At 44.2% G+C, this 22846-nt stretch carries 17 protein-coding genes; 15 read left to right on the top strand and 2 right to left on the bottom strand.

Translation table 11 applies throughout. The features are described 5' to 3' along the window. The first annotated feature begins 155 nt into the window (after window positions 1-155). From AB5642_RS15965 to AB5642_RS15910, 12 genes are all read left to right on the top strand, one after another. Window positions 156-3656 carry a DNA polymerase III subunit alpha gene (locus AB5642_RS15965; protein ID WP_368371751.1) on the top strand — a complete coding sequence of 1167 codons (3501 nt, stop codon included), beginning with the start codon at window positions 156-158 and terminating at the stop codon, window positions 3654-3656. A 206-nt stretch (window positions 3657-3862) separates the two neighbouring features. Continuing rightward, the gene (gene pfkA, locus AB5642_RS15960) at window positions 3863-4852 is read left to right on the top strand and encodes a 6-phosphofructokinase (RefSeq protein ID WP_173718340.1); all 990 of its coding nucleotides are present in this window, start codon (window positions 3863-3865) and stop codon (window positions 4850-4852) included. A 197-nt stretch (window positions 4853-5049) separates the two neighbouring features. Next, window positions 5050-6441 carry a TrkH family potassium uptake protein gene (locus tag AB5642_RS15955; RefSeq protein WP_173718341.1) on the top strand — a complete coding sequence of 464 codons (1392 nt, stop codon included), beginning with the start codon at window positions 5050-5052 and terminating at the stop codon, window positions 6439-6441. A gap of 75 nt (window positions 6442-6516) precedes the next feature. Next, complete coding sequence (locus AB5642_RS15950; RefSeq protein ID WP_148463321.1) at window positions 6517-7173, top strand: TrkA family potassium uptake protein; 657 nt, start codon at window positions 6517-6519, stop codon at window positions 7171-7173. Window positions 7174-7188: 15 nt separating this feature from the next. After that, the gene (locus AB5642_RS15945; protein WP_173774042.1) at window positions 7189-7971 is read left to right on the top strand and encodes an RNA methyltransferase; all 783 of its coding nucleotides are present in this window, start codon (window positions 7189-7191) and stop codon (window positions 7969-7971) included. Window positions 7972-8059: 88 nt separating this feature from the next. Then, window positions 8060-8494: an NfeD family protein gene (locus AB5642_RS15940; protein WP_173717395.1), complete on the top strand. Its 435-nt coding sequence runs from the start codon at window positions 8060-8062 to the stop codon at window positions 8492-8494. 1 nt (window position 8495) lies between these two features. After that, a complete protein-coding gene (locus tag AB5642_RS15935; protein ID WP_173717396.1) occupies window positions 8496-9440 on the top strand; it encodes an SPFH domain-containing protein in 945 nt (314 codons plus the stop codon). 152 nt (window positions 9441-9592) lie between these two features. Further along, window positions 9593-10594 carry an ornithine carbamoyltransferase gene (gene argF / locus AB5642_RS15930; protein WP_347088925.1) on the top strand — a complete coding sequence of 334 codons (1002 nt, stop codon included), beginning with the start codon at window positions 9593-9595 and terminating at the stop codon, window positions 10592-10594. Between the two features lie 138 nt (window positions 10595-10732). Then, window positions 10733-11569: a biotin--[acetyl-CoA-carboxylase] ligase gene (locus AB5642_RS15925; protein ID WP_368371749.1), complete on the top strand. Its 837-nt coding sequence runs from the start codon at window positions 10733-10735 to the stop codon at window positions 11567-11569. A 129-nt stretch (window positions 11570-11698) separates the two neighbouring features. Further along, complete coding sequence (locus tag AB5642_RS15920) at window positions 11699-12049, top strand: DUF6145 family protein (protein WP_118583962.1); 351 nt, start codon at window positions 11699-11701, stop codon at window positions 12047-12049. A gap of 176 nt (window positions 12050-12225) precedes the next feature. Then, a complete protein-coding gene (gene dusB / locus AB5642_RS15915; RefSeq protein WP_227201096.1) occupies window positions 12226-13182 on the top strand; it encodes a tRNA dihydrouridine synthase DusB in 957 nt (318 codons plus the stop codon). Between the two features lie 176 nt (window positions 13183-13358). Next, complete coding sequence (locus AB5642_RS15910; RefSeq protein ID WP_173736403.1) at window positions 13359-14723, top strand: M20/M25/M40 family metallo-hydrolase; 1365 nt, start codon at window positions 13359-13361, stop codon at window positions 14721-14723. 72 nt (window positions 14724-14795) lie between these two features. Here AB5642_RS15910 and AB5642_RS15905 read toward each other — a convergent pair whose 3' ends face one another. Next, window positions 14796-16037 (bottom strand): lipopolysaccharide biosynthesis protein, encoded by a 1242-nt coding sequence (locus tag AB5642_RS15905; protein WP_148463327.1) that lies wholly within the window; start codon window positions 16035-16037, stop codon window positions 14796-14798. A 34-nt stretch (window positions 16038-16071) separates the two neighbouring features. Beyond that, window positions 16072-17157, bottom strand: a complete 1086-nt coding sequence (locus AB5642_RS15900) for a polysaccharide pyruvyl transferase family protein (RefSeq protein WP_148463328.1) — start codon at window positions 17155-17157, stop codon at window positions 16072-16074. 181 nt (window positions 17158-17338) lie between these two features. On the opposite strand from AB5642_RS15900, the gene AB5642_RS15895 reads away from it, so the two are divergent. From AB5642_RS15895 to AB5642_RS15885, 3 genes are all read left to right on the top strand, one after another. After that, on the top strand, window positions 17339-17575 hold the full coding sequence (locus AB5642_RS15895; RefSeq protein WP_118583972.1) for a purine biosynthesis protein PurH: 237 nt from the start codon (window positions 17339-17341) through the stop codon (window positions 17573-17575). A gap of 263 nt (window positions 17576-17838) precedes the next feature. Further along, on the top strand, window positions 17839-19044 hold the full coding sequence (locus AB5642_RS15890; RefSeq protein WP_237963807.1) for a bacterial transcriptional activator domain-containing protein: 1206 nt from the start codon (window positions 17839-17841) through the stop codon (window positions 19042-19044). Between the two features lie 254 nt (window positions 19045-19298). After that, window positions 19299-22846: FctA domain-containing protein (locus AB5642_RS15885; protein WP_368371748.1), on the top strand; the 3548-nt coding region annotated here is incomplete at its 3' end.

The raw sequence follows: 22846 nt of genomic DNA, 5'->3' as shown, positions 1-22846 counted from the left end.
GCTCTCCCGAACGCATTAGTCGCAGTTAGCGATTAGTTCGCTGGAGCGTTGCGCCGGCGAGTGAGTAATACACATTGCCCAAATGCGTCCCTCCTGAAAAACTTTTCACCCTCCCAACACACTAAATAGAAAATTTGCGAAGAAGGAGACACACAATGGCTTTTACCCACCTCCACGTCCACACCGAATACTCCCTGCTGGACGGTTCCAATAAAATAAAAGAATACGTTGCCCGTGTAAAGGAGCTTGGGATGGACAGCGCGGCCATCACAGACCATGGAGTTATGTACGGCGTCATCGATTTTTACCGGGCAGCGAAAGCAGCCGGAATCAATCCGATCCTTGGCTGCGAAGTCTATGTAGCCCCTGGTTCCCGCTTCGACCGCGAGATCGGCAGCGGCGACGATCGTTACTACCATCTGGTACTTCTTGCCGAGAACAATCAGGGCTATCAGAACCTTATGAAAATCGTATCCAAAAGCTTTAAAGAAGGTTTTTATTATAAACCCCGAGTAGACCTGGAGCTTCTCCGGGAATATCACGAAGGCCTCATCGCGCTGAGCGCCTGCCTGGCCGGTGAAGTAGCCCGGTTCCTTACCAGAGGAATGTACCCGGACGCTAAGAAGGCGGCCCTCCGCTATCAGGAAATTTTCGGCGAAGGCAATTTCTTCCTGGAGCTTCAGGATCATGGAATCCCGGAGCAGCAGAATGTAAACCAGCAGCTTCTGCGCATGCATCAGGAGACTGGAATTGACCTGGTAGCCACTAACGATATTCATTACACCTACAAAGAAGATGCTGATCCTCACGACATTCTTTTGTGTCTCCAGACAGGGAAGAAGCTGTCCGATACAGACCGTATGCGTTACGAAGGCGGTCAGTACTACGTGAAATCCGAGCAGGAAATGGCGGCACTTTTCCCATATGCACTGGAAGCCTTGGAGAACACACATAAAATAGCAGAGCGCTGCCACGTAGAAATTGAATTCGGAGTTACCAAACTGCCAAGATTCGATGTTCCCGATGGCTATACCTCCTGGGAATATCTGAATAAGCTCTGCTTCGAAGGTCTGGAGCGCCTGTACAACCCAGTTACCCCAGAGCTGCGGGAGCGACTGGAATACGAGCTGAACACCATCAAAAATATGGGCTATGTTGACTACTTCCTCATTGTGTGGGATTTCATCCACTATGCCCGCAGCAATGGTATTGAAGTAGGTCCCGGACGAGGCTCCGCAGCCGGAAGTATTGTTGCATATACCCTTGGAATCACCTTACTTGATCCAATCAAATACGACCTTCTGTTTGAACGTTTCCTGAACCCGGAGCGAGTATCCATGCCTGATATTGACGTGGATTTCGGATTTGAGCGAAGACAGGAAGTAATCGACTATGTTGTACGGAAATACGGCAAAGACTGTGTGGTTCAGATTGTTACATTTGGTACTTTGGCAGCCCGCGGTGTTATCCGTGATGTAGGCCGTGTCCTCGATATGCCATATGCCCAGGTAGATTCCATTGCGAAAATGGTTCCTGCCAAAATACCGAATGTGAAGCTTGTCACAATCGACAAAGCCATGGAAGTAAACCCGGAACTGAAAAAAGCATACGACGAGCAGCCGGATGTGCATCATCTGATTGACATGGCCAAACGTCTGGAAGGTCTTCCAAGACATACTTCCATGCACGCTGCCGGAGTTGTAATCAGCCAGAAAGATGTTTCCGAATACGTGCCCCTTTCTCGCGCGCAGGACGGAACCATCGTCACCCAGTTTGTCATGACTACCCTGGAAGAACTGGGCCTTCTGAAAATGGATTTCCTTGGCCTTCGAACCCTGACTGTAATCAACAACGCAGTAAAAAATGTAAAGAAAAATTACGGCATATCCCTTGATATGCAAAAGATAGATTATAATGACCAGAAAGTGCTGGATTCTCTTGGAACAGGTCGTACTGACGGTGTGTTCCAGCTGGAAAGCGGCGGAATGAAAGGATTCATGAAAGAACTGAAGCCACATAGCCTTGAGGATGTAATCGCCGGAATTTCCCTGTACCGCCCAGGCCCTATGGACTTTATTCCCCAGTATATCCGCGGCAAGAACCGTCCAGACACCATCCACTATGATTGTCCTCAGTTGGAGCCAATCCTGAAAGCGACTCACGGTTGTATCGTGTACCAGGAGCAGGTTATGCAGATCGTACAGAGCCTTGCCGGATTTACCCTGGGACGAAGCGATCTTCTTCGCCGAGCCATGTCCAAGAAGAAACTTAACGTTATGGAAAAAGAACGCCAGGCTTTTGTCTATGGAAATGAAGCAGAAGGTGTTCCTGGATGTATTAAGAATGGAATTGACGAGAAAATTGCAAATAAGATCTACGATGAAATGATCGATTTTGCACAGTATGCATTTAACAAATCCCATGCTGCGGCATACGCCTATGTTACGTATCAGACTGCCTTTCTGAAATACTATTATCCGGTAGAATATATGGCTGCGCTGATGACCTCCGTAATCGACAAGCCTACCAAGGTTGCCGAGTATATTCAGGTCTGCCGTCAGATGAACATTCCAATCCTGCCGCCGGACATCAACAAAGGCGAGTATGGCTTTTCCGTATCAGGAGGCTCGATCCTCTATGCGCTTTCCGCAATCAAGAGCGTAGGGCGTCCGGTCATCAAGGCTATTGTTGCAGAGAGAAAAGAACATGGCGAGTACCTTTCCGTGAAGAACTTTATTGAGCGGAATATGGAAGCTGTGAACAAGCGTGCCATTGAGAACTTTATCAAGGCCGGTGCTCTGGATTGTCTGGAAGGAAACCGTCATCAGAAGATGGTCGTTTTTGGTCAGATCGTAGATGACATTTCCCGAAACAAGAAGCAGTCTATGGCAGGGCAGCTCAGCTTATTCGACATTGCCAGCGAAGATGAAAAAAAAGAATTTGAGATTCGTATGCCGAATCTGGAAGAATATGACAAAGAGACGGTTTTGTCCTACGAAAAAGAAGTCCTTGGCATATACTTGAGCGGCCATCCCCTGGATCGCTACCGTAATATGATGGAAAAAATGATTTCCGCAAGAACTATCGATTTCCAGCCATCAGATGAAGATGACCGTGAAGGTGGTGAACCGGATGAGTCAAAAGTACGGGACAATCAGAAAGTCATCATCGGAGGCATGATCACAGAGAAAAACGTGAAGTATACCAAGACAAACAAAGTGATGGCGTTTCTTACCGTGGAGGATCTGGTTGGAACTGTAGAAGTCATGGTTTTCCCAAGAGATTATGAGAAATGGCAGAATATGATCAATGAGGATGCCAGGGTATTCATCCAGGGACGTGTATCCGCAGAGGATGACAAGGCCAGCAAGCTGATCCTGGAAAAGGTACGGTCATTCTCCGATATTCCGAGAGAACTCTGGATCCAGTTTGAAAGTAAGGATGATTACAGCCAGAAAGAAAAAGGGCTTCTGGAGGATCTACGGAATTCTCAGGGTACAGACACTGTCGTTATTTATCTGAAAGATGTAAAAGCAATGAAAAAACTGTCTGCTGCATACCATGTAAATCTGCAGGATGAATGGCTTGCACAGATGAGTAAAAAATATGGTGAAGGCAATATCCGGGTTGTAGAAAGAGCTCTGAAAACGCTTTAAAGTGAAGAATCAGACAGGTATATGGAAAATTATGGTAAAATCACGGAAAACAGAGTGTAATTTCGGCAATTACTTAAGGAAAGAGTCTTGAAAAACCTTTGAAAATGCTATAAACTAATGCTGAATATGTGTATAGAAAAACGAGGGCGTTTCCACTGAAAATGGAGACACAGCTCCCGACGATTCATAAGATGGAGGAGATTATTATGGCAGAAAACAAAATTAAGACCATTGGTGTCCTTACCAGTGGCGGTGACGCTCCTGGAATGAACGCTGCAATCCGTGCAGTTGTAAGACGTGGACTTTCCAGCGGACTTAAAGTAAAAGGTATCCAGAAGGGCTATAACGGCCTTTTAAACGAAGAGATCATCGATATGACAGCAAGAGATGTATCCGACACCATCGAGCGTGGTGGTACAATTCTTTACACTGCAAGATGTGCCGAGTTCCGCACAGCGGAAGGACAGCAGCGTGGTGCAGAGATCTGCCGCAAGCACGGTATTGACGGACTTGTTGTAATCGGTGGAGACGGTTCCTTTGCCGGAGCACAGAAGCTTGCTAACCTTGGAATCAATACAATCGGAATTCCAGGAACCATCGACCTTGACATTGCATGTACAGAGTACACCATCGGTTTTGATACCGCTGTTAATACAGCTATGGAAGCAATTGACAAGGTTCGTGATACATCTACTTCCCATGAGAGATGCAGTATCATCGAGGTTATGGGACGTGGAGCCGGCTGGCTTGCACTGTGGTGTGGTATTGCCAACGGAGCCGAGGATGTTCTGATCCCTGAGAAGTATGACTATGATGAGCAGAAGCTGATCAATAACATTATTGAGAGCCGTAAGATGGGTAAGAAACACCACATCATCATCAATGCAGAGGGTATCGGCCATTCACAGGCTATGGCAACTCGTATCGAGGCTGCTACAGGAATCGAGACACGTGCTACTATCCTTGGTCACATGCAGCGTGGTGGAAGCCCAACATGTAAAGACCGTGTATATGCATCCATGATGGGTGCTATGGCAGTAGACCTTCTTCTGGAAGGCAAGAAGAGCCGTGTTGTTGGATACCGCCATGGTGATTTCGTTGATTTCGATATCAATGAAGCTCTTGCAATGGAGAAGAGCGTCACTCCATATATGTGGGAGGTTTGTGAGTCCCTTTCTCATAACTATAGGAAATAACAGTGATAATACGGTTCACTTGTCTCAGGGCATATTTCCGACTGGGTTTTACAGTATGTGATACACATTTTGCAGAAATCCTTTGAGCTATGTGCCGACGGCAGGTGAACCGTAATTATAAAAGAGTCATTGTTCCTGACATTCTGCAGCAGAATATTTTGCAAAAGATGCTGAGGGCAGTGGCATAAAGGAAGCTTATGTTCATTCAAAACCTGCAATATAAATTGCATAAACTGAATACGGCACAGATCATTACCCTCAGCTTTGCGGGGGTAATTTTTGTAGGAGGATTAATTCTGTGGCTGCCTTTCTGTACGGCAGCAGGCCAGACCACTTCGTTCTCCGATGCTATGTTTACAGCCACCACCTGCGTATGTGTAACCGGTCTTGTGACTGTGACCACAGCCACTCACTGGAGTCTGATTGGCAAACTGGTGATCCTTTTGCTCATACAGATTGGCGGAATTGGACTGATCGCACTTGCAAGCGTTATTTTTATTTCCCTGAATAAGAAGATCAGTCTGAAGAACCGCAGAATGATCCAGGAATCCTATAATCTGGAGCAGATGTCCGGTCTGGTAACAGTGGTGAGAAAAGTGGTTCTCTGTGTGTTTGCAGCAGAAGGAATCGGAGCCGTCGGCTATGCATTCTGCTTTGTACCAGAGTTTGGACTGGTGAAAGGTCTGGGACAGGCTGTTTTTACAGCGGTTTCAGCCTTTTGCAATGCAGGAATCGATCTTTTGGGAGAGAACAGTCTGGCAGACTATGTAACCAATCCTCTGGTGAATGTGACAACTATGGGATTAATTATTGCTTCTGGACTTGGCTTTAACGTATGGTGGGATCTTGGAGAAAGAATAAAGCTGGTTTTTCAGAAGAAACTTTCTCCTGGCAGATTATTCCGGACCCTTCGTCTGCAGAGCAAGCTGGTTTTGACTACAACCGGGATTTTGCTCCTTGGTGGGACAATCTGTATTTTACTGTTTGAGTATAAGAACCCGGACACACTGGGAAGTCTGTCCTTTGGACAGAAGCTGATGGCAGCGGCATTTCAGTCTGTGACCACAAGAACTGCAGGGTTTTTTACAGTTGCTCAGGGGGCGCTGACCAGCGGAAGTGTAATGATCTGTCTGTTTCTTATGCTGGTTGGAGGTTCTCCTATGGGGACTGCCGGCGGAGTGAAGACGACTACACTTGCAGTGCTTGTGATGAGTATTATTGCCAACCTTCGGGGAAAAAAGGATGTAGAGGTTTATGGGAGAAAGATTCGCAGCAGTTATATCCGTTCTGCGCAGGTAGTTGTGGGAATGGCGGTTAGTGTGCTGCTTATTTCCGTGCTGGGGATTTTTGCAATTATGCCGGATGCACCTTTTGTGGATGTGCTGTATGAGCTTACTTCTGCAATTGGAACCGTAGGTCTTTCCAGAGGACTGACCGCGGTCCTGAATACACCGGCCAAATGGATCGTTATTTTTACCATGTATCTTGGAAGAATCGGTCCGCTGACACTGGGCGCGGCAGTTGTATCCCGTGCGCAGAAGCGAACTAAAGATGTACATCTGGCAGAAGAGAATATTATGATAGGATAGAAAATGGCGTCTGTGGACGACATTATCCCGCATGAAAGTCCGTTGCTTTCATAGCAGATTTTAAAGGAGATTAGAATGAGCGGAAAATCCTTTGCAGTCATTGGATTGGGGCAGTTTGGAATGACCCTGGCAAAAGAGCTTGCGAATGCAGATTATGATGTTTTGGCAATTGATGATAAAGATGAAAATATTCAGGAAATTGCAGATACTGTCACTTATGCAGTTCGTGCAGATGTGCGCGAGCCTGGAATTCTGAAATCCCTGGGTGTGCAGAATGTAGACGTTGCGATTATTGCGGTTGCAGAAAATATGGAAGCCAGTATTACAGCTACCATGCAGGTGAAGGACCTGGGCGTCCCGCTTGTTCTGGCGAAGGCAATGAATTCCCTTCATGGCCGGATCCTGGAGAAAATTGGTGCTGATCAGGTAATATATCCGGAGCGTTCCATGGGCATCCGCGTTGCCCGTAATTTTACAGCCAGTGGATTTGAGGATGTGTTTGAGCTTTCTACGGAGTTCAGTATGGCAGAATTCCGGATCCCGGATGAATGGGTGGGGAAAAGTCTTTCAGAGATCAGGCTCCGTGAGCAGCATCATATAAATCTGGTTGCAGTGAAGCATGGAGATTCTGTAAATGTAAACCTGAATCCTGCGGAGAAGCTGGAAGCGGGTTGTATTCTGGTTGCAGTAGGAAAGAACGAGGATTTGAATAAATTCCGAAAGCCGCTGTAACAGGGAGGATAATTTATGATAACCAGTGCAAATAATACACAGGTGAAAAATATCATACAGTTAAACCAGAAGGCCAAGGCCCGCAGGGAACAGGGGTTGTTTGTGGCTGAGGGACGGAAAATGTTCGGGGAAGCTCCAAAGGACTGGATTTCCAGGGTTTATGTGACAGAATCCCTGACAGCAGAGGAGTCCCTGATGAAGCAGGTCATGGAGCTTCCGGAAGAAAAAAGAGAAATCGTGGCAGATAATGTTTTCCGCCAGATGTGTGATACCAGGACTCCACAGGGAATTCTTACAGTTCTGAAGAAACCGGTGTGGACTGTGGAAGATATTTTAAAAGGAGATGCTCCTTTGGTAATGGTTCTTGAGGATCTTCAGGATCCGGGAAATGCAGGGACTATTTTCCGAACAGGTGAGGGTGCTGGTGTTTCCGGTGTTTTTCTTACGAAAACCTGCGTAGACATTACCAATCCAAAGGTCATCCGCTCAACAATGGGATCTGTTTACAGAATGCCTTTCCTATATGTGGAGGATGTGGTATCATTAAAAGCGGAACTGGAGCAAAAAGGTATCCGTACCTTTGCAGCCCACCTGAAAGGAAAAAATTCCTATGATCAGGAAGATTATCAGGGCGGCACAGCATTTCTTATTGGAAATGAAGGAAACGGGCTGACGGAAGAGGCAGCAGAAGCTGCCGATTGTCTCATCCGGATCCCCATGTGCGGCAAGGTGGAGTCCTTGAATGCAGCTATGGCTGCAGGAATTTTGATGTATGAGGCTGCAAGGCAGAGACGGTAGGGTTAGCTGATCTGGAATCTGTCTGCTGAAGTATATCTGATGACGTATGGCAGATTTTGACAATCGCTTATCTGAAAGGGGGAGTCTTATGGAACCAATTATCTGGCTGGGAGTCCTGGCTGTGCTTCTGGTTATTGAAGGGCTTACCACGGCACTTACCACCATCTGGTTTGCAGGAGGCGCACTTGCTGCCGCTATTGCAGCCGGCATTGGAATGGGAATCGTGCCGCAGCTTCTTCTGTTTTTCTGTGTTTCACTGGTGCTGCTGTTTTTTACAAGACCGGCAGCTCTGAAGCTTATGAGAAAAGACACAGAGAAAACAAATGTGGAAGGTCTTCTTGGAAAAAAGGCTGTCGTGATCCAGAAGATCAATAATCTGGCCCAGACAGGTCAGGTCCGCATCAATGACATTGAATGGATGGCCCGGACATCCGATGACAGCGTAACAATTCCGGTTGATACTGTAGTAATCATAAAAGCAGTCCACGGTGTTAAATTGATCGTGGAGCCAAAGGAGGCGTAATATGGGAAGTATCTTATTTTTGCTGATTGTCATCATTCTGGTGCTGTGGATCCTGGCATCCTGCATCCGCATCGTACCCCAGGCATATGCGATCGTACTTGAGCGCTTAGGTGCTTATCAGGCAACATGGGGAACCGGCGTACACTTCAAACTTCCATTTGTAGAGCGTGTGGCAAGAAAAGTCAATCTGAAAGAGCAGGTTGTAGATTTTCCACCACAGCCGGTTATCACAAAAGATAACGTAACCATGCAGATTGATACTGTTGTATTTTTCCAGATCACAGACCCGAAGCTGTACGCATACGGCGTTGAGAATCCGATCATGGCCATCGAGAATCTTTCCGCGACTACATTGCGTAACATTATCGGTGATATGGAACTGGATGAAACCCTGACCTCCCGTGAGGTGATCAATACCAAGATGCGTGCTTCCCTTGACGTGGCAACTGATCCATGGGGAATCAAGGTAAACCGTGTAGAGCTTAAAAATATCATTCCTCCGGCTGCTATTCAGGAAGCCATGGAGAAACAGATGAAAGCAGAGCGTGAGAGACGTGAGGCAATCCTGATCGCAGAAGGTGAGAAGAAATCCACCATCCTTGTTGCAGAGGGTAAAAAAGAATCTGCAATTCTTGATGCCGAAGCTGAGAAACAGGCTGCTATCCTTCGCGCGGAAGCGCAGAAAGAGCGTATGATCAAAGAGGCAGAAGGTCAGGCAGAGGCAGTTCTGAAGGTTCAGAAGGCGAATGCAGAAGGTCTTCGTATGATCAAGGAGGCAGGTGCTGACAATGCAGTTCTTACCCTGAAGAGCTTCGAAGCTCTTGCGAAAGTGGCAGACGGTAAATCTACCAAGATCATTATCCCGTCAGAGATCCAGAATCTGGCAGGACTGGCAGCTTCTTTGAAGGAAGTTGTTGTGGATGAGAAGGATAAAAAAGAAGAGTAACATTCTTGAAAAAAGAAATTAATGAGATGAAAGCCGACTATGGTCAGTCTGAAAAGTGAAAAATTGAAAGACTTATACGACAGTTTACTGTAAAGTATGACAGAAAGAAAAATGGTGCCAGGCACTATACCTGGCACCAGAGGAGGATTATTATGAACTTAAAAGGCAGAAATTTTTTGACACTGAAAGACTTTACACCAGAGGAAATTCTGTATCTTCTTAATTTATCCGCTGAGTTAAAGGCAAAGAAAAAAGCCGGTGAGCTTACTGAGTATTACAAAGGCAAAAATATTGCCCTGATCTTTGAGAAAACCAGCACCAGAACACGTTGTTCCTTCGAGGTGGCAGCCCATGATCTTGGAATGGGAAGCACCTATCTGGATCCAACTGGCTCTCAGATCGGCAAGAAAGAGAGCATTGCAGATACTGCAAGAGTTCTTGGAAGAATGTATGATGGTATTGAGTACCGTGGATTTGGTCAGGAAATTGTAGAAGATCTTGCAAAATATGCAGGAGTTCCGGTTTGGAACGGTCTTACAAACGAATATCATCCAACACAGATGTTAGCAGATATGCTTACCATCCGTGAGCATTTCGGATATCTGAAAGGAATCAAGCTGGTATACATGGGCGATGCCCGTTACAACATGGGTAACTCCCTGATGGTAGCCTGCTCCAAGCTTGGTATGCATTTCGTAGCCTGCACAAGTAAGAAATATTTCCCGAATGAGGAGCTGGTTGCTCAGTGCAAAGAGTACGCAGCAGAGTCCGGCGCAACCATTACTCTTACAGAGGATGTAGAGGCTGGAACGAAGGACGCAGACGTTATTTACACAGATGTATGGGTATCCATGGGTGAGCCGGATGCAGTATGGGAAGAGAGAATCCATGATCTGACACCATACAAGGTAACCTCTGCAGTTATGAAGAATGCAGGGGAGAAAGCAATTTTCCTTCACTGTCTGCCGGCATTCCATGATCTTAAGACAAAGATTGGCAAAGAGATGGGCGAGCGCTTCAATCTGACAGATATGGAAGTAACAGACGAAGTATTCGAGTCTCCGGCTTCTAAGGTATTTGATGAGGCTGAGAACCGTATGCATACCATTAAAGCGGTTATGGTTGCTACACTGGGTGAGCCAGAGAATAAATAATTCGGCTTCCAGATAACAATGAATTAATGAATTCCGATTGTTCCTACGTTCTTATGTACTACTTTTTATCCTCTAGATAAGATGTATCATTCATTCAAAGAATCTGGACGATTGGGAGTTATAGAAAGGGTATCTGAAATGATTTCCGAAAAAGAATCATACGAAGAAATTGTCACAGGCAGTATCTATAACGAAACCACAATTGCAGATCAGATACATACAAAATGGGCGGGCAAAACCGTCCATTTTGCAAGAAAAACAGATTCTACCAATTTGTGGATCAAGCGTCTGGCGAAAGAAGGCGCACCAGAGGGAACTCTTGCACTGGCAGAGTTTCAGTCGGCTGGAAGAGGCCGCCTTGGCCGTTCCTGGGAAGTGCCGGAGGGAACTTCTGTTATGATGAGCATTCTTCTTAGACCGAAATTTGAGCCTCAGTATGCTCCTATGCTTACTCTTGTGATGGGAATGGCAGTTGCAAAGGCTGTGAAGAAGTTTGGTTTTGATGTAAGTATCAAATGGCCCAATGACGTGGTGGTTTCCCACAAAAAAATATGCGGAATCCTTACCGAAATGGGAGTCCGCGATGGAAAAATTGACTATGCAGTCATCGGAGTGGGAATTAATGTAAATATCAGAGAGTTTCCGGAGGAGATGGCAGACAAGGCTACATCCCTTTATCTGGAGAGCGGCAGGGAATTTGACAGAAGCCAGATTCCTGGGCTTGTGATGGAAGCTTTTGAGGAATACTATGAGAAATTTGCAGCGACCTGTGACCTCAGTGGGCTGAAAGAGAAATATGAAAGTATTCTTGCCAATTACAATCAGCCGGTGCGTGTGCTGGCGAAAGAGCCGTATGAGGGCGTGGCCAGAGGGATTACAGATGGCGGAGAGCTGTTGGTAGAGAAAACCGATGGAACGATCGTAGCTGTCAGCGCTGGTGAGGTTTCGGTTCGCGGGCTGTATAGCTATGTATAAGGGTTGTGTTATTTAGGCACATTTTCGCAAATGATATTCCCCACTGATTGCGATAATCCTACAGTGAATGGGGCATATCACTTGCGAAAATGTTGTTGACACATATGAAAACAGAAAGGTGGGACTTAATTGTATCAGGAGAATGTAGTGCTTTGTGGCGCAAGCGCCTATGAACAGAAATATTATTTTAATAAAGACTTTGATTCTCTGCCAGATCATGTGAAGAAGGAACTGCAGATCATGTGCGTTCTTTTCACAGAAGAGATTGGCGGAATTTTCACATTGGAGTTTGATGATCATGGAAATCTGCAGTTTAAAACTGAGGCTACGGAAGCTGATGGATTTTATGATGATATTGGCGGTGCACTGAAAATCAAAAAGCTGCGTGTAGAGAAAGAGGAGCTTCTGGAATCTCTGGAAATGTATTATCGTGTGTTCTTCCTTGGGGAAGATGTGGATAAAGAGAAGACAGAAGAGTAAGCTGTGTGGATAAACTGATAAACAGGGAAAATAGCAGCTCATCAGATGTGACATTTGAGTTCACGAAGCGAGTAATTGTTGAAAGGATTGAATAGTTACACATCAAATATGAAAGTAATTAAGGTGATATGAGTAGTAATTTAGATTCTAAGTTGAGATATGAGCTTCCAAAGGAGATGAAGTGGAAAATCGGAAATGTGGAGATCCCAAACCGGTTCGTCCTGGCGCCAATGGCGGGCGTTACCGACCTGGCTTTTCGCAGGCTTTGCAAGGAGCAGGGCGCTGGGCTTCTCTGCATGGAGATGATCAGTGCCAAGGCTATTTCCTATAAGAACAAAAATACCAGGGCTCTGATGGAAATCGACCCGGTGGAGCATCCTATTTCCATGCAGCTCTTTGGAAGCGAGCCGGAGCTGATGGCGGAGGTAGCGAAGGAAATTGAGGAAGAGCCTTTTGACATTCTGGATATCAATATGGGATGCCCGGTGCCGAAGGTAGTGAATAACGGTGAAGGTTCAGCTCTTTTGAAAAATCCGGATCTGATCGTGAAGATTGTGAAAAGCGTTTCTTCTGCCATTCAGAAGCCATTGACAGTGAAAGTTCGTATCGGTTTTGAGAATGAGCCAGTGGATATTGTGGAGATTGCAAAGCGCGTGGAGGATGCCGGGGCAGCAGCTATTGCAGTTCATGGACGGACACGGCAGCAGTATTATTCCGGGATAGCAGACTGGGAGACCATTGCCAGGGTTAAAGAAGCAGTTTCCATTCCGGTGATTGGAAATGGGGATGTGGATTCGCCGAAAAAGGCGGAGAAACTTTTTCGGCAGACCGGATGTGATGCGGTGATGATCGGGCGTGCTGTGGAAGGAAATCCATGGATATTTCGGGAGATGAATCACTATTTTGCAACAGGGGAAGAGCTGGCAAGACCTTCTCTGGCAGAGGTGAAAGCGATGATTCTGAAGCATGCGCGGGCTCAGATTGAAATGAAGGGTGAATTCATCGGAATCCGGGAGATGCGCAAGCATGTGGCATGGTATACAGCAGGGATGCCCCACAGTGCAGGGCTTCGCAGGGAGTCCAATAATATTGAGAGTTATGCGGATCTGGAGAAGCTGCTGGAGAGATTATAATTATGTTCAGTGGATCCGATTCTGCAAAAAATCATTTCAAATGTAGTGTTGACCAGATGAGTGGAAAACCGCTGTATGGTGATAAAAAGATAATAATCAGACGTATGAGGGTCAGGAGGTTTGGGCTGGGAAGGCTGGAACTTGCTGACTTTTTCTATAGTTGAAAGGGAAAGATTATGGATAAATTACTGAAATATAATGGTGTGCAGGAAGCACTAAAATTTTTGCGCGAAGATGATGAAAGAACTTTGCAGGAGCACCTGGAAATGTGCCAGATTCCTGCGCCTTCCTATGAAGAAGGGGAGAAAGCGGAATATGTCCGAAAGAAGATGGTGGATGCCGGTCTTTCAGATGTGCACGTTGATGAGGTGGGAAATGTGCTGGGAACCTGGAAAGGGACTGGGAATGGACCGCGAATCATGGTTGCGGGACATACAGACACTGTTTTCCAAAGGGAGACAGACCTTACTTTGAAGAAAGAAGGCGAACGCTACAGCTGTCCGGGAATCGGAGACGATACCAGGGCGGTAGCGGAGCTTCTCAGTCTTGCAAGAGCAATGAATGCTGCAGGAATTCGCGGCGAGGGAGATATTGTGTTCTGTGCGAATGTGTGTGAAGAAGGGCTCGGCGACCTGAGGGGAATTAAGCATGTGTTTAAGAATATGGCAAATACAGAAGGACACTACGACGGTTTCGTCTCCATCGATGATAAAAATACCTCCGGAATCATCTACCAGGCAGTAGGCAGCGAACGCTATCTGGTAACTTTCCACGGAACCGGCGGACACAGCTTCACCGGCTTCGGAATTCCCAACCCGATTCACGCAATGGGAAGGGCTATTGCGAAAATCAGCGATTTCCAGACACCAAAGAATCCGAAAACTACTTTTAGTGTAGGCGTAGTAAACGGCGGCACGTCTGTAAATGTAATCGCGGCAGAGTGTTCTATGCTGGTGGATATGCGCTCTGTAGATGCAGGGGAACTTGAGAAATTATCTGCAAAACTCCACCAGGCAATAGAAGAAGCCGTGAATGAGGAAAACGCCCGCTGGGGATATGGAACTTTAAGTTCTGAGAGTACAGGAACCTTTGACGACAATAATATGACGGCGAAAAGCAGTGTGGGAGATACAGCTGGTGCAGTGCCAGTGAATGCTGATAATGGAGACAGGGAAATCTCAGCAGAAGATGACCGCATTACAGTCACCTTCGAACAAAAGGGCAGGCGCCCCGCTGGTACCCAGGACAAATCCTGCCAGATTGTCCAGGCTGCAAATGCTGCAAATCAGGCCATAGGCATGGAAACCCTGTACATCGGTGCTGCCAGCACAGACGCCAACATCCCCATCAGTCTTGGAATCCCTGCCATCACCGTGGGCTGGGGAGGAAAAGGCGGTGGAGAGCATACCATCCACGAATGGTACGAACCTGTAGAATCCTGGAAAGGACCACAGCGTGACTTGCTTTTGCTGTTGGCGTTATCGGGCTATGAAAATATACGAGAGTATCAGCTTCCACGCATAAATCCGAAAGGAAAATAAAAAAACATCCCCCGGAAAGAATAGTCCCAATAAACGGACATTTCCTTTCCGGGGGATGTTGTATTAATTGAACTAGTTCTGATGTTTTTTACGAAGAATTACATAAATCAGGATCAAAGTAAACAGCACAAACAAAATGGAGCAGGACAGTACATAATTCAATGCTGCGCCCATAATTCCCAACTGCTGCACCAGGATCCGGGCAGCTGCGATGGTAATAACTGCGGTGATGGAATAAACTGGAAGCAGGCATTTTCCCCAGCGGATAGCGATAAGGATATTGTAGATCATGTAGACTTCCGCGCTGATTCCACCGCCGATAAGTAAAACTACGAAATGCAGCTTATATGGGGAAAGATCTACACCGTAAATAATCTCCAGCAATGTTCGACCGATGAGATGCCCTCCGGCCACAACAGCCACACAGCAGACAAGGATGATGCCAATGATCCGCAGTATGTACAGTGTGAACTTTTTCACATTATTTTCCCACCATAATTCTGCGATGGTGGTGATGGTAGGCTTAAACACGAACTCGCACATCAGCGAAATCACAAAAGAAGGCATAAACAGAATGCTATAGTAAGTCTGATATTCATCTGTCATAACGCCAGCCATTGCGTATTTTGGAATGTTGTAGAGCAGCAGGGAAAGAAAAGTACCGATAAACATAGGGGTACAGGTTCGAAGTAACTCCCACACATGAGACATCTGAAGCTTGCGTCCATCCTCTTCATGACCAACGTATTTTCTGGTCATCTGTGAGTTAATGATAAGACACAGAATAAGGGAGGTTGTAGAAGTAGCAACACAGGTGCAGTACAGGTTCTTGGTGATAATAAGCATAGCGGTGAAAAAAACTGCGGAATACAGATTTCTCGCCGCCAGCATTTTTCCCATCTGCTCAACATGGTACTTTTGCTGAAGATTTCCGTGGAAAACATCCTCCACCGCATCAATCATCTTCATCATAATAATAAAAGTGCTGATGATAATATATTCGCCTTTGAAGCTGAAGGAACTGTAAATAATTCCAAACAGCATCATCAGTGCACAGGTGATAATGCGGGAAACCTTATACTCGGAAAAAATATATTTGTGCTCCAGATCCGTGGCCTGATAGGTGCGGACACCATAGCGTCCCACCTGCAGAAGCAGCTGTGCAGTAGCGTAGCTTAAGGAATAAAACCCTGCCAGCTGTGCGCCACACACACGAGTTACCACCAGGAGATACAAAAAGGAGGAGCCTGAGTAACAGGTACTTCCGATCATATTCCATAAAAAGGCTTTTTTTACATTTTTTTCTTTATTCATTTGCTAAAAATCTCCATTTATTGGTAATCGCTGCTTAATCCTCAGATGTCATCTGGCGCAGCTGTTCCATAGAGTGCTCACGGAAGCGGGCAATCTGCTCATTTGCATAAGTAAAATCAATTTCTTCGGTAAGCTTCTCGTAAGAAACATCATCCATAGTTCTATCGGTAAGCTTCACCAGATTAAGAAGCTGCTGAACACGGCGGTTCATGTGATGACCGTTTACCTTGGCGAAGAATTTGCGGTTAAAAATAAGGGCAAAAACAACACCATGGAAAGAATCAGAAACTACATATTCTGCATTTTTGAAAAGTCCCATCCACTCTGCAGGACCAACTGTGATCTTGCAGTCACATTTCAGAAGTCCGACTAATGGGAAAGGAATGTATACAATACGGTAGCCGGTCTTATTGTGGAGTCGGCGGGCGAAGTCTACGATTTCTTTGTTAATTCCCAGCTGGTAAACCAGAATGTATTTTTCTTTATATTTTGGCTCAACCAGAAGCTTATCCCACTCTTCCGCAGTGAGAAGAAGGGTAGGATCGCAGACCACTTCAGGACGCTTCTCTGTGAGATTCTCTACAATGTCAGCCCCATAGTCTTCACGAACCAGAATTTCATCAAAATCGGAAAGCAGTTCTTTATATTTCTGCTGGTATTCTTCCGGCGGAAGATTTTCACCGATACTTGCAGCATAGCTGCATTTCTTTTTCCCCTCTTTTACAAAATCAAGGAAATAGGTGGTATCAAAATTGGTAAGCTTGTAATCCCAGATCTGGTCGCTTCCAGCAATATAAATATCGTATTTGCCAGCTACCGGCTGCATTTTACCCTGAGTGACAGGCTGGCTGTAGCGCATGTGTCTGCGGAATCTGTTGCATTTGAAACGGCGGGGAATGTAGCAGATATGGCCGATTGTCCCGTAAATATAGTTAAAAAGTCCTTTCTTTTTCAGGTTTACAAGGCGGAAAGGATTGCTGATATAGTCGCAGCGGTAATCAATAATTTCCGGCTGGGTGCCGATTTCCTGCAGCTTTTTCTGAAGCGCGTAGCTCTGTAGGATGGCACCGTAATTGTCGTAGTTATGGAAGGTAATCACACCTACTCGTTTTTTCTGCATAAAGTCCTCCTGGCTAATATAAGGTAGATATAATATAACACATAAACGAGAAAATAAACAGTTTTTGCAGGTGGATTTATCAATTAATTCCAAAGTGTTTATGGAAGTTAAAGTTGAAATTGTTAAGGAGTACGCTATAATAGAGATAATGAAATTTACCTGAGAAAGTGGAGGCGTAAAGATGGCGGGATATTTAATCGCAGAAACTACCCGTGAGGAGCGGGAGAAGATTGTTGCAGAATCCCTTGGAAATATTGAGGCGAACTGCGACGGTTGTATGGCAGGGCTGGCTGAGATGTATCAGGAATACATTGATGGGAAGAAAGAGCTTCGCCAGATCAATATGGAATTTAACGCAAGATACGTAAAAAGCGAGGACATGCCGGTGAGAAGCCGGTGCCCGGAGTCCTTTTGCTAATAGAAATCAAAGAGGGCACCAAACTGAAATATGAATTGAGGCAGTACGAAGTAACAGAATAAAGAAGCAGTAAGAGCAGAAGTTTTCAGTACATGTAACGAAAACTTCTGCCTTTTTTTAACCAAATGTTAATAGTTCTTTTTTTATTCTGGTGTTATTATGTAAAAAAGTCGTATTATAATTAATAAGGAAATAAAAGGCTATTGCTAATTACGTCTGCAATAAATACGTTCTAGAATTATTTTAGTTATGGAGAAAAGTATATGGAAAAAAACGTATTAAAGGTTCGCATGCTTGGAACCTTTTCGTTGGAATATAAGGGAAAAGAACTGGTACTGGATCGAAATAAAGCATCGAAGACTACACAGCTTTTTCAGCTGCTTATGTTTCATACCGAAGACGGCGGAATTTCCAAAGCTGCTATGATAGATGCCCTTTATGGAAGAGTTGAGGTGGAGAATAAGAACGGAAGCCTGAACAACACCATTTTCAGACTTCGTAAACAGCTGAAGGATATTGGACTTCCAGATAGCAAATACATAAATATCCAGTCCGGAATGTGCCGTTGGGACGGAAATATTGAAGTTCAGGTTGATGTAAATGAGTTCCGGAAACTGATAGAGAAAGAAAAAAAGGAGAAACGGGAAGAGGACAAGCTCCATCTCTGGATGCAGGCCTGGAAAATTTATAAAGGTGAATTTCTCCCGGATATGATCGGAGAGCAATGGGTCGCTGTGGAGAATGTCCGGTGCAGAGATGAGTACTTCCGTGTTACAGAGGAGCTGTGCCGCTGGCTGAAGGGGCATGAACGGTATGAAGATCTGCATAAAGTGGCGCACAGAGCCGCCGAAATTTATCCCTTTGACGAGTGGCAGGTCTGGGAAATCGACAGCCTGATCGGAATGTCACGATATAAGGAAGGCCTTGAAGTTTACCAAAACACCGAAAAGCTTTTATTCGATGAAATGGGAGTGGCCCCTTCGGAGAGATTGTTAAAGCGTTTCAAGCTGATGGGAGAACGGACTTCACAGGCAGCAGGTGCCCTTAGCGATATCAAGGAAAGACTTCGGGAAAAGGATGCTGCAGTAGGAGCATATTTCTGTCCGTTTCCCAGCTTTGTTGACATCTATCATGTATTCAGCCGTATGGTGGAGCGCTCCGGTTTATCCGTGTTTGTTATGCTTTGCACACTGGACTATAAGGCGGATCATGTTTCGGAGGAGAAGGAACGTGAAAAGTCCGAACTTCTCAGACAGGCTATCCAGTCATCCATACGAAAAGGTGATTTTTACACCAGATACAATGTCCGGCAGTATATTGTCATGCTGATCGAAATCAGCCAGGAGAACTGCCCCATCGTTTCCAAACGAATTGCAAAAAAATTCAATAAGCTCTCTGGCGATAAGAAATTCACTCAGGTTGATTTCTATGTGGCATCCATTGGAGAGATGTGTGAAATGGAGGGATAAATTATGGTCTACGATGTGATTTGTGATGAGTATGAACTCATTTGCTCCTGATTTATGGAAAAGACTTGAAAAATGCTAAAAATGCCATAGGAAATCGCTCGTTTTTGCAACTCTTTCGGAAAATGAAAGAGTTGGAGAAAGAGGCAAAGTGATAGAATATATTTAAAAATCATATACTATCTATCATGCAACCGAAAATAATTCCCGATTCGGTTAAAATAAATCTACATATCCAAAGAAAGGAATGAGACATTATGAAAAAGAATGGGTATTTAAGAAGATTTCTGGCACTGTTTCTCGCTCTCGTGATGATCATGGCTGATTCATCTGTGACGACGTTTGCGGCGACGGTGGGAAGGGTGAAGCAGAAGAGTGCGGCCGCGGAAAGCAGCAGTCAGTGCAATGTTCAAATCAATGTTGCAGAAGAACTTGACGTGGAACAATTTTTGAATGATTACAAATATATAATGCTTGGAACGGAGACTCCCGACAAGTGGCCAGGGATTGGGGCAACATCATCAATTGAAAAAATAAGTACAACAGAAAATGTTGTACTGAATGATGTTGCAGAAGGTACAGAGAAGAAAATTTATTTTGTGCAAGGAAAAGAGAGCTGGCAGTGGGGAGCCTATAAAACTACTGGCGATACTTTTCAACAGGGTGAAAATAAATTTAAAATTTCTGTAAGTGAAACTGCAAGTGGTTTGACTGTAAATATAAATAAGGTAGAATTTATTTCTCGCAATGTTCAGATAGTAGCTGATGCAGATCTTGACTTTGCAGCATTTACAAATCAGTATAAGTATGTGATGCTTGGAAAGACCACTTCTTCTGGAGTTGAGGCGGTTTCTACTATTGAACAAATCGATAGCAACACAACAGACGTAGAGTTAAAAGTTGATAAAGATGAAAATGCAGATGATTTAAAACTGTATTTTATAAGGGATACTTATAATTTAAATAGTAATTTGACCAATGATTCAAAATTTAAACAAGGTAATGTAAATTATAAAATAGCAGTAACAACAGATAATAATAATTTCAACGTAAATATCGAAAAAGTGGTATTTCAGCCAGGACCTACAGTTGATTATAAATCCGTTTTAGGAAATTCATTACATTTTGGTATTGTGGCTAATGATTTTACTTGTAATGGAGATCTGGAAGCAAACCTTGCAGTAGGTACTTTGCATGGTTCTGGAAATATGAAGAGTAGTAAAAATTATGGCGGTAATGGAACTACTTTAATTGGTGCATATGTTGATTATGGTTGGTATATTTTTAAGAACTCTGAAGGTGGTCAGGGTGATTTAATCCTTTATACAACACCAGACGCTGCTAACAGATTTGGAAATGATATATGGAGTAAAGGTTTAGTAATTGATACAGAAACATATAGCCAAGAGGAAATTCAGAATATTGTTAGAAGTATGGTTGATGAGTCAAGAATGACTAGTAATAAACTAGCTTCTGATGCTCATACAAAAGGTTTAAAATATTCATCTGTTGCTGATGAAAATGGTGTGATTGATTTAACAACCTCTCCAGCTGGAACTTATTATATTGATTTTGAGATAGGAGAATATGCAAATTCTAATTTAAATCTTAAAATTACTGGAGATCAAAATATTGTATTAAACATACCAGACGAAACAGCCACATTGAAAACTTATCAACTTAATATCGATGGGAAGAATTGTAATATTGGTGGATACGCAAATGGTGGAATTGGTGAAAAGGCTTGCGAAAATATTATCTTCAATTTAAACAATGCAAGTTCTGTTATTTCTGAAACAATACATGGTGTAGTATTAGTACCAAATGGTTCTTTTGAAAATAAAGCTGTAGGTGCAGGTTGGATTGTTGCAGATTCTGTAACAAGTGGCGGTACAGAATGGCATTGTCTTTCAAGAGATATTCCTGTTGTGACTTCTTATGCAATAAAAGCTAAGAAGACTGTAAATGGCAAAGCCCCATCCGGTAACGAAGCAGGAAAATTTACATTTAAGTTGTATAAGATTGATGACAAGGGAAATGAAACGCTTGTTGATACAAAATCCAATGGAGATGGTGGACTCGTTTCATTTGATACATTTGGAAATATTACAGAGGCTGGAACTTATTGGTATAAGATAACAGAAGAGGGAACTGTTGCGGGTTATACTATTGATACAACTGTTTACTATGCAGAAGTTGTGGTAAATGCAACTCCTTCAAATGGAGTAATTATTAGCAAGAATGCAAAAGTTACTTATCATAAAGGGACTAAGACTGGAGATACAGCGACAGTTGCGACCTTTAATAATATTAAAAAAGAAGATGAAACATCTGCAAACATTAAGGTTAAGAAAACATTTACTAATGGTGCAGCAGATAAGAAGTTTAACTTTGTATTAACTCCAATTAACAATGCACCAATGCCAGAAGGTGCTGTAAATGGAAAGAAAACAATTAGTGTTGCTCAAAATGATGGTGTGAAGAATTTTGGAGAAATCAAATATACGACAGCAGGAACTTATAGATATGAGGTTGTTGAAGATTCTTCAGAGCAGGCAGCAGGAATTACATATGATAATCATAGATGGACTGTGACTGTAGCTGTGCCAGCTGACTTTAGTACACCTACAGTAACTTATAGTAGGGAGGATGGTATAACTAGTACTATAGGTGCTGAATTTACAAATAGTGAAGAAAACAAGGAAACGGAAATAACCTTGGAAGGAACCAAGAGCCTGAGCGGAAGAAATCTAAAGGCAGGAGAGTTCAAATTCGAGGTAAAAGACGAAGTCGGAACCGTAGTGGCAACCGGAACGAACGATGCAGCCGGAAAGATCGCATTCAGCAGGATCGGATACAAACTGTCCGACCTGAAGAAAGGGGACGGAAGCTATGCATCTGAGAAGACTTACAGTTATAAGGTAAGTGAGGTAAAGGGAAACGCCGGAGACGGAATCACTTATGATGACAAAGAGTATACTGTAAAGGTAAAAGTAAGCTATGACCAGGCAAGCGGAACGATGAAAGCGGAGTTGGCAGACAAGGACCAGAAACTTGCATTTGCAAACAGCTATGACACCGAGACTGGAATTGACCTGGAAGGAACCAAGAGCCTGGAAGGAAGAACCCTGAAGGATGGCGAGTTTACATTTGAAGTAAAAGGCAAGGCCGGAAAGGTAGTAGCAACCGGAAGCAACAAGTCAGACGGAAGCATCAGCTTTAATAATAAGCTGAATTATAAACTGTCCGACCTGGAAAAAGCGGACGGAAGCTATGAATCCGAGAAGACCTATGAGTACACCGTAAACGAGGTGATCCCGGAGGGAGCAACCGCTGAGAATAACTATACTGTAAATGGTGTAACTTACGATAACAGTATCTTTACTGTGAAAGTAATTGTAAGCTATGACCAGGCAACTGGAATAATGAGTGCAGCTTTTGCTGAGGATAGTCAGGAGCTTATATTCGACAATACCTACGACGCAAAGGGATCTCTGACATTGGAGGCAAGTAAGACTCTGAAGAACAAAGCTCTTGAAGCTGATGCCTTTAACTTCGTGCTGAAGGACAAGAACGGAGAGACTATTCAGACCGTTGCCAACGATGCAGATGGAAATGTAACATTCAGCCCGCTCAATTATACTCTTAAAGATGTTGGAACTCATGTTTACACAGTATCAGAAGTTCAGAGAGAGAATACCGAAGTTACTTATGATACTACTGAGTATACTGTTGAAGTAACTGTAGCAGATGCAGGAAACGGAAAACTGAAGGTAAGCAAGACGATCAAGAAAGGTGATTATAC

The organism is Ruminococcus sp. 1001136sp1_2201st1_G3_2201SCRN_220225, assembly GCF_040924365.1.
GTDB lineage: Bacteria > Bacillota > Clostridia > Lachnospirales > Lachnospiraceae > Blautia_A > Blautia_A faecis.
Note: the sequence above shows the minus strand (reverse complement) of the source record. Positions and strands in the feature narration are given on the sequence as shown.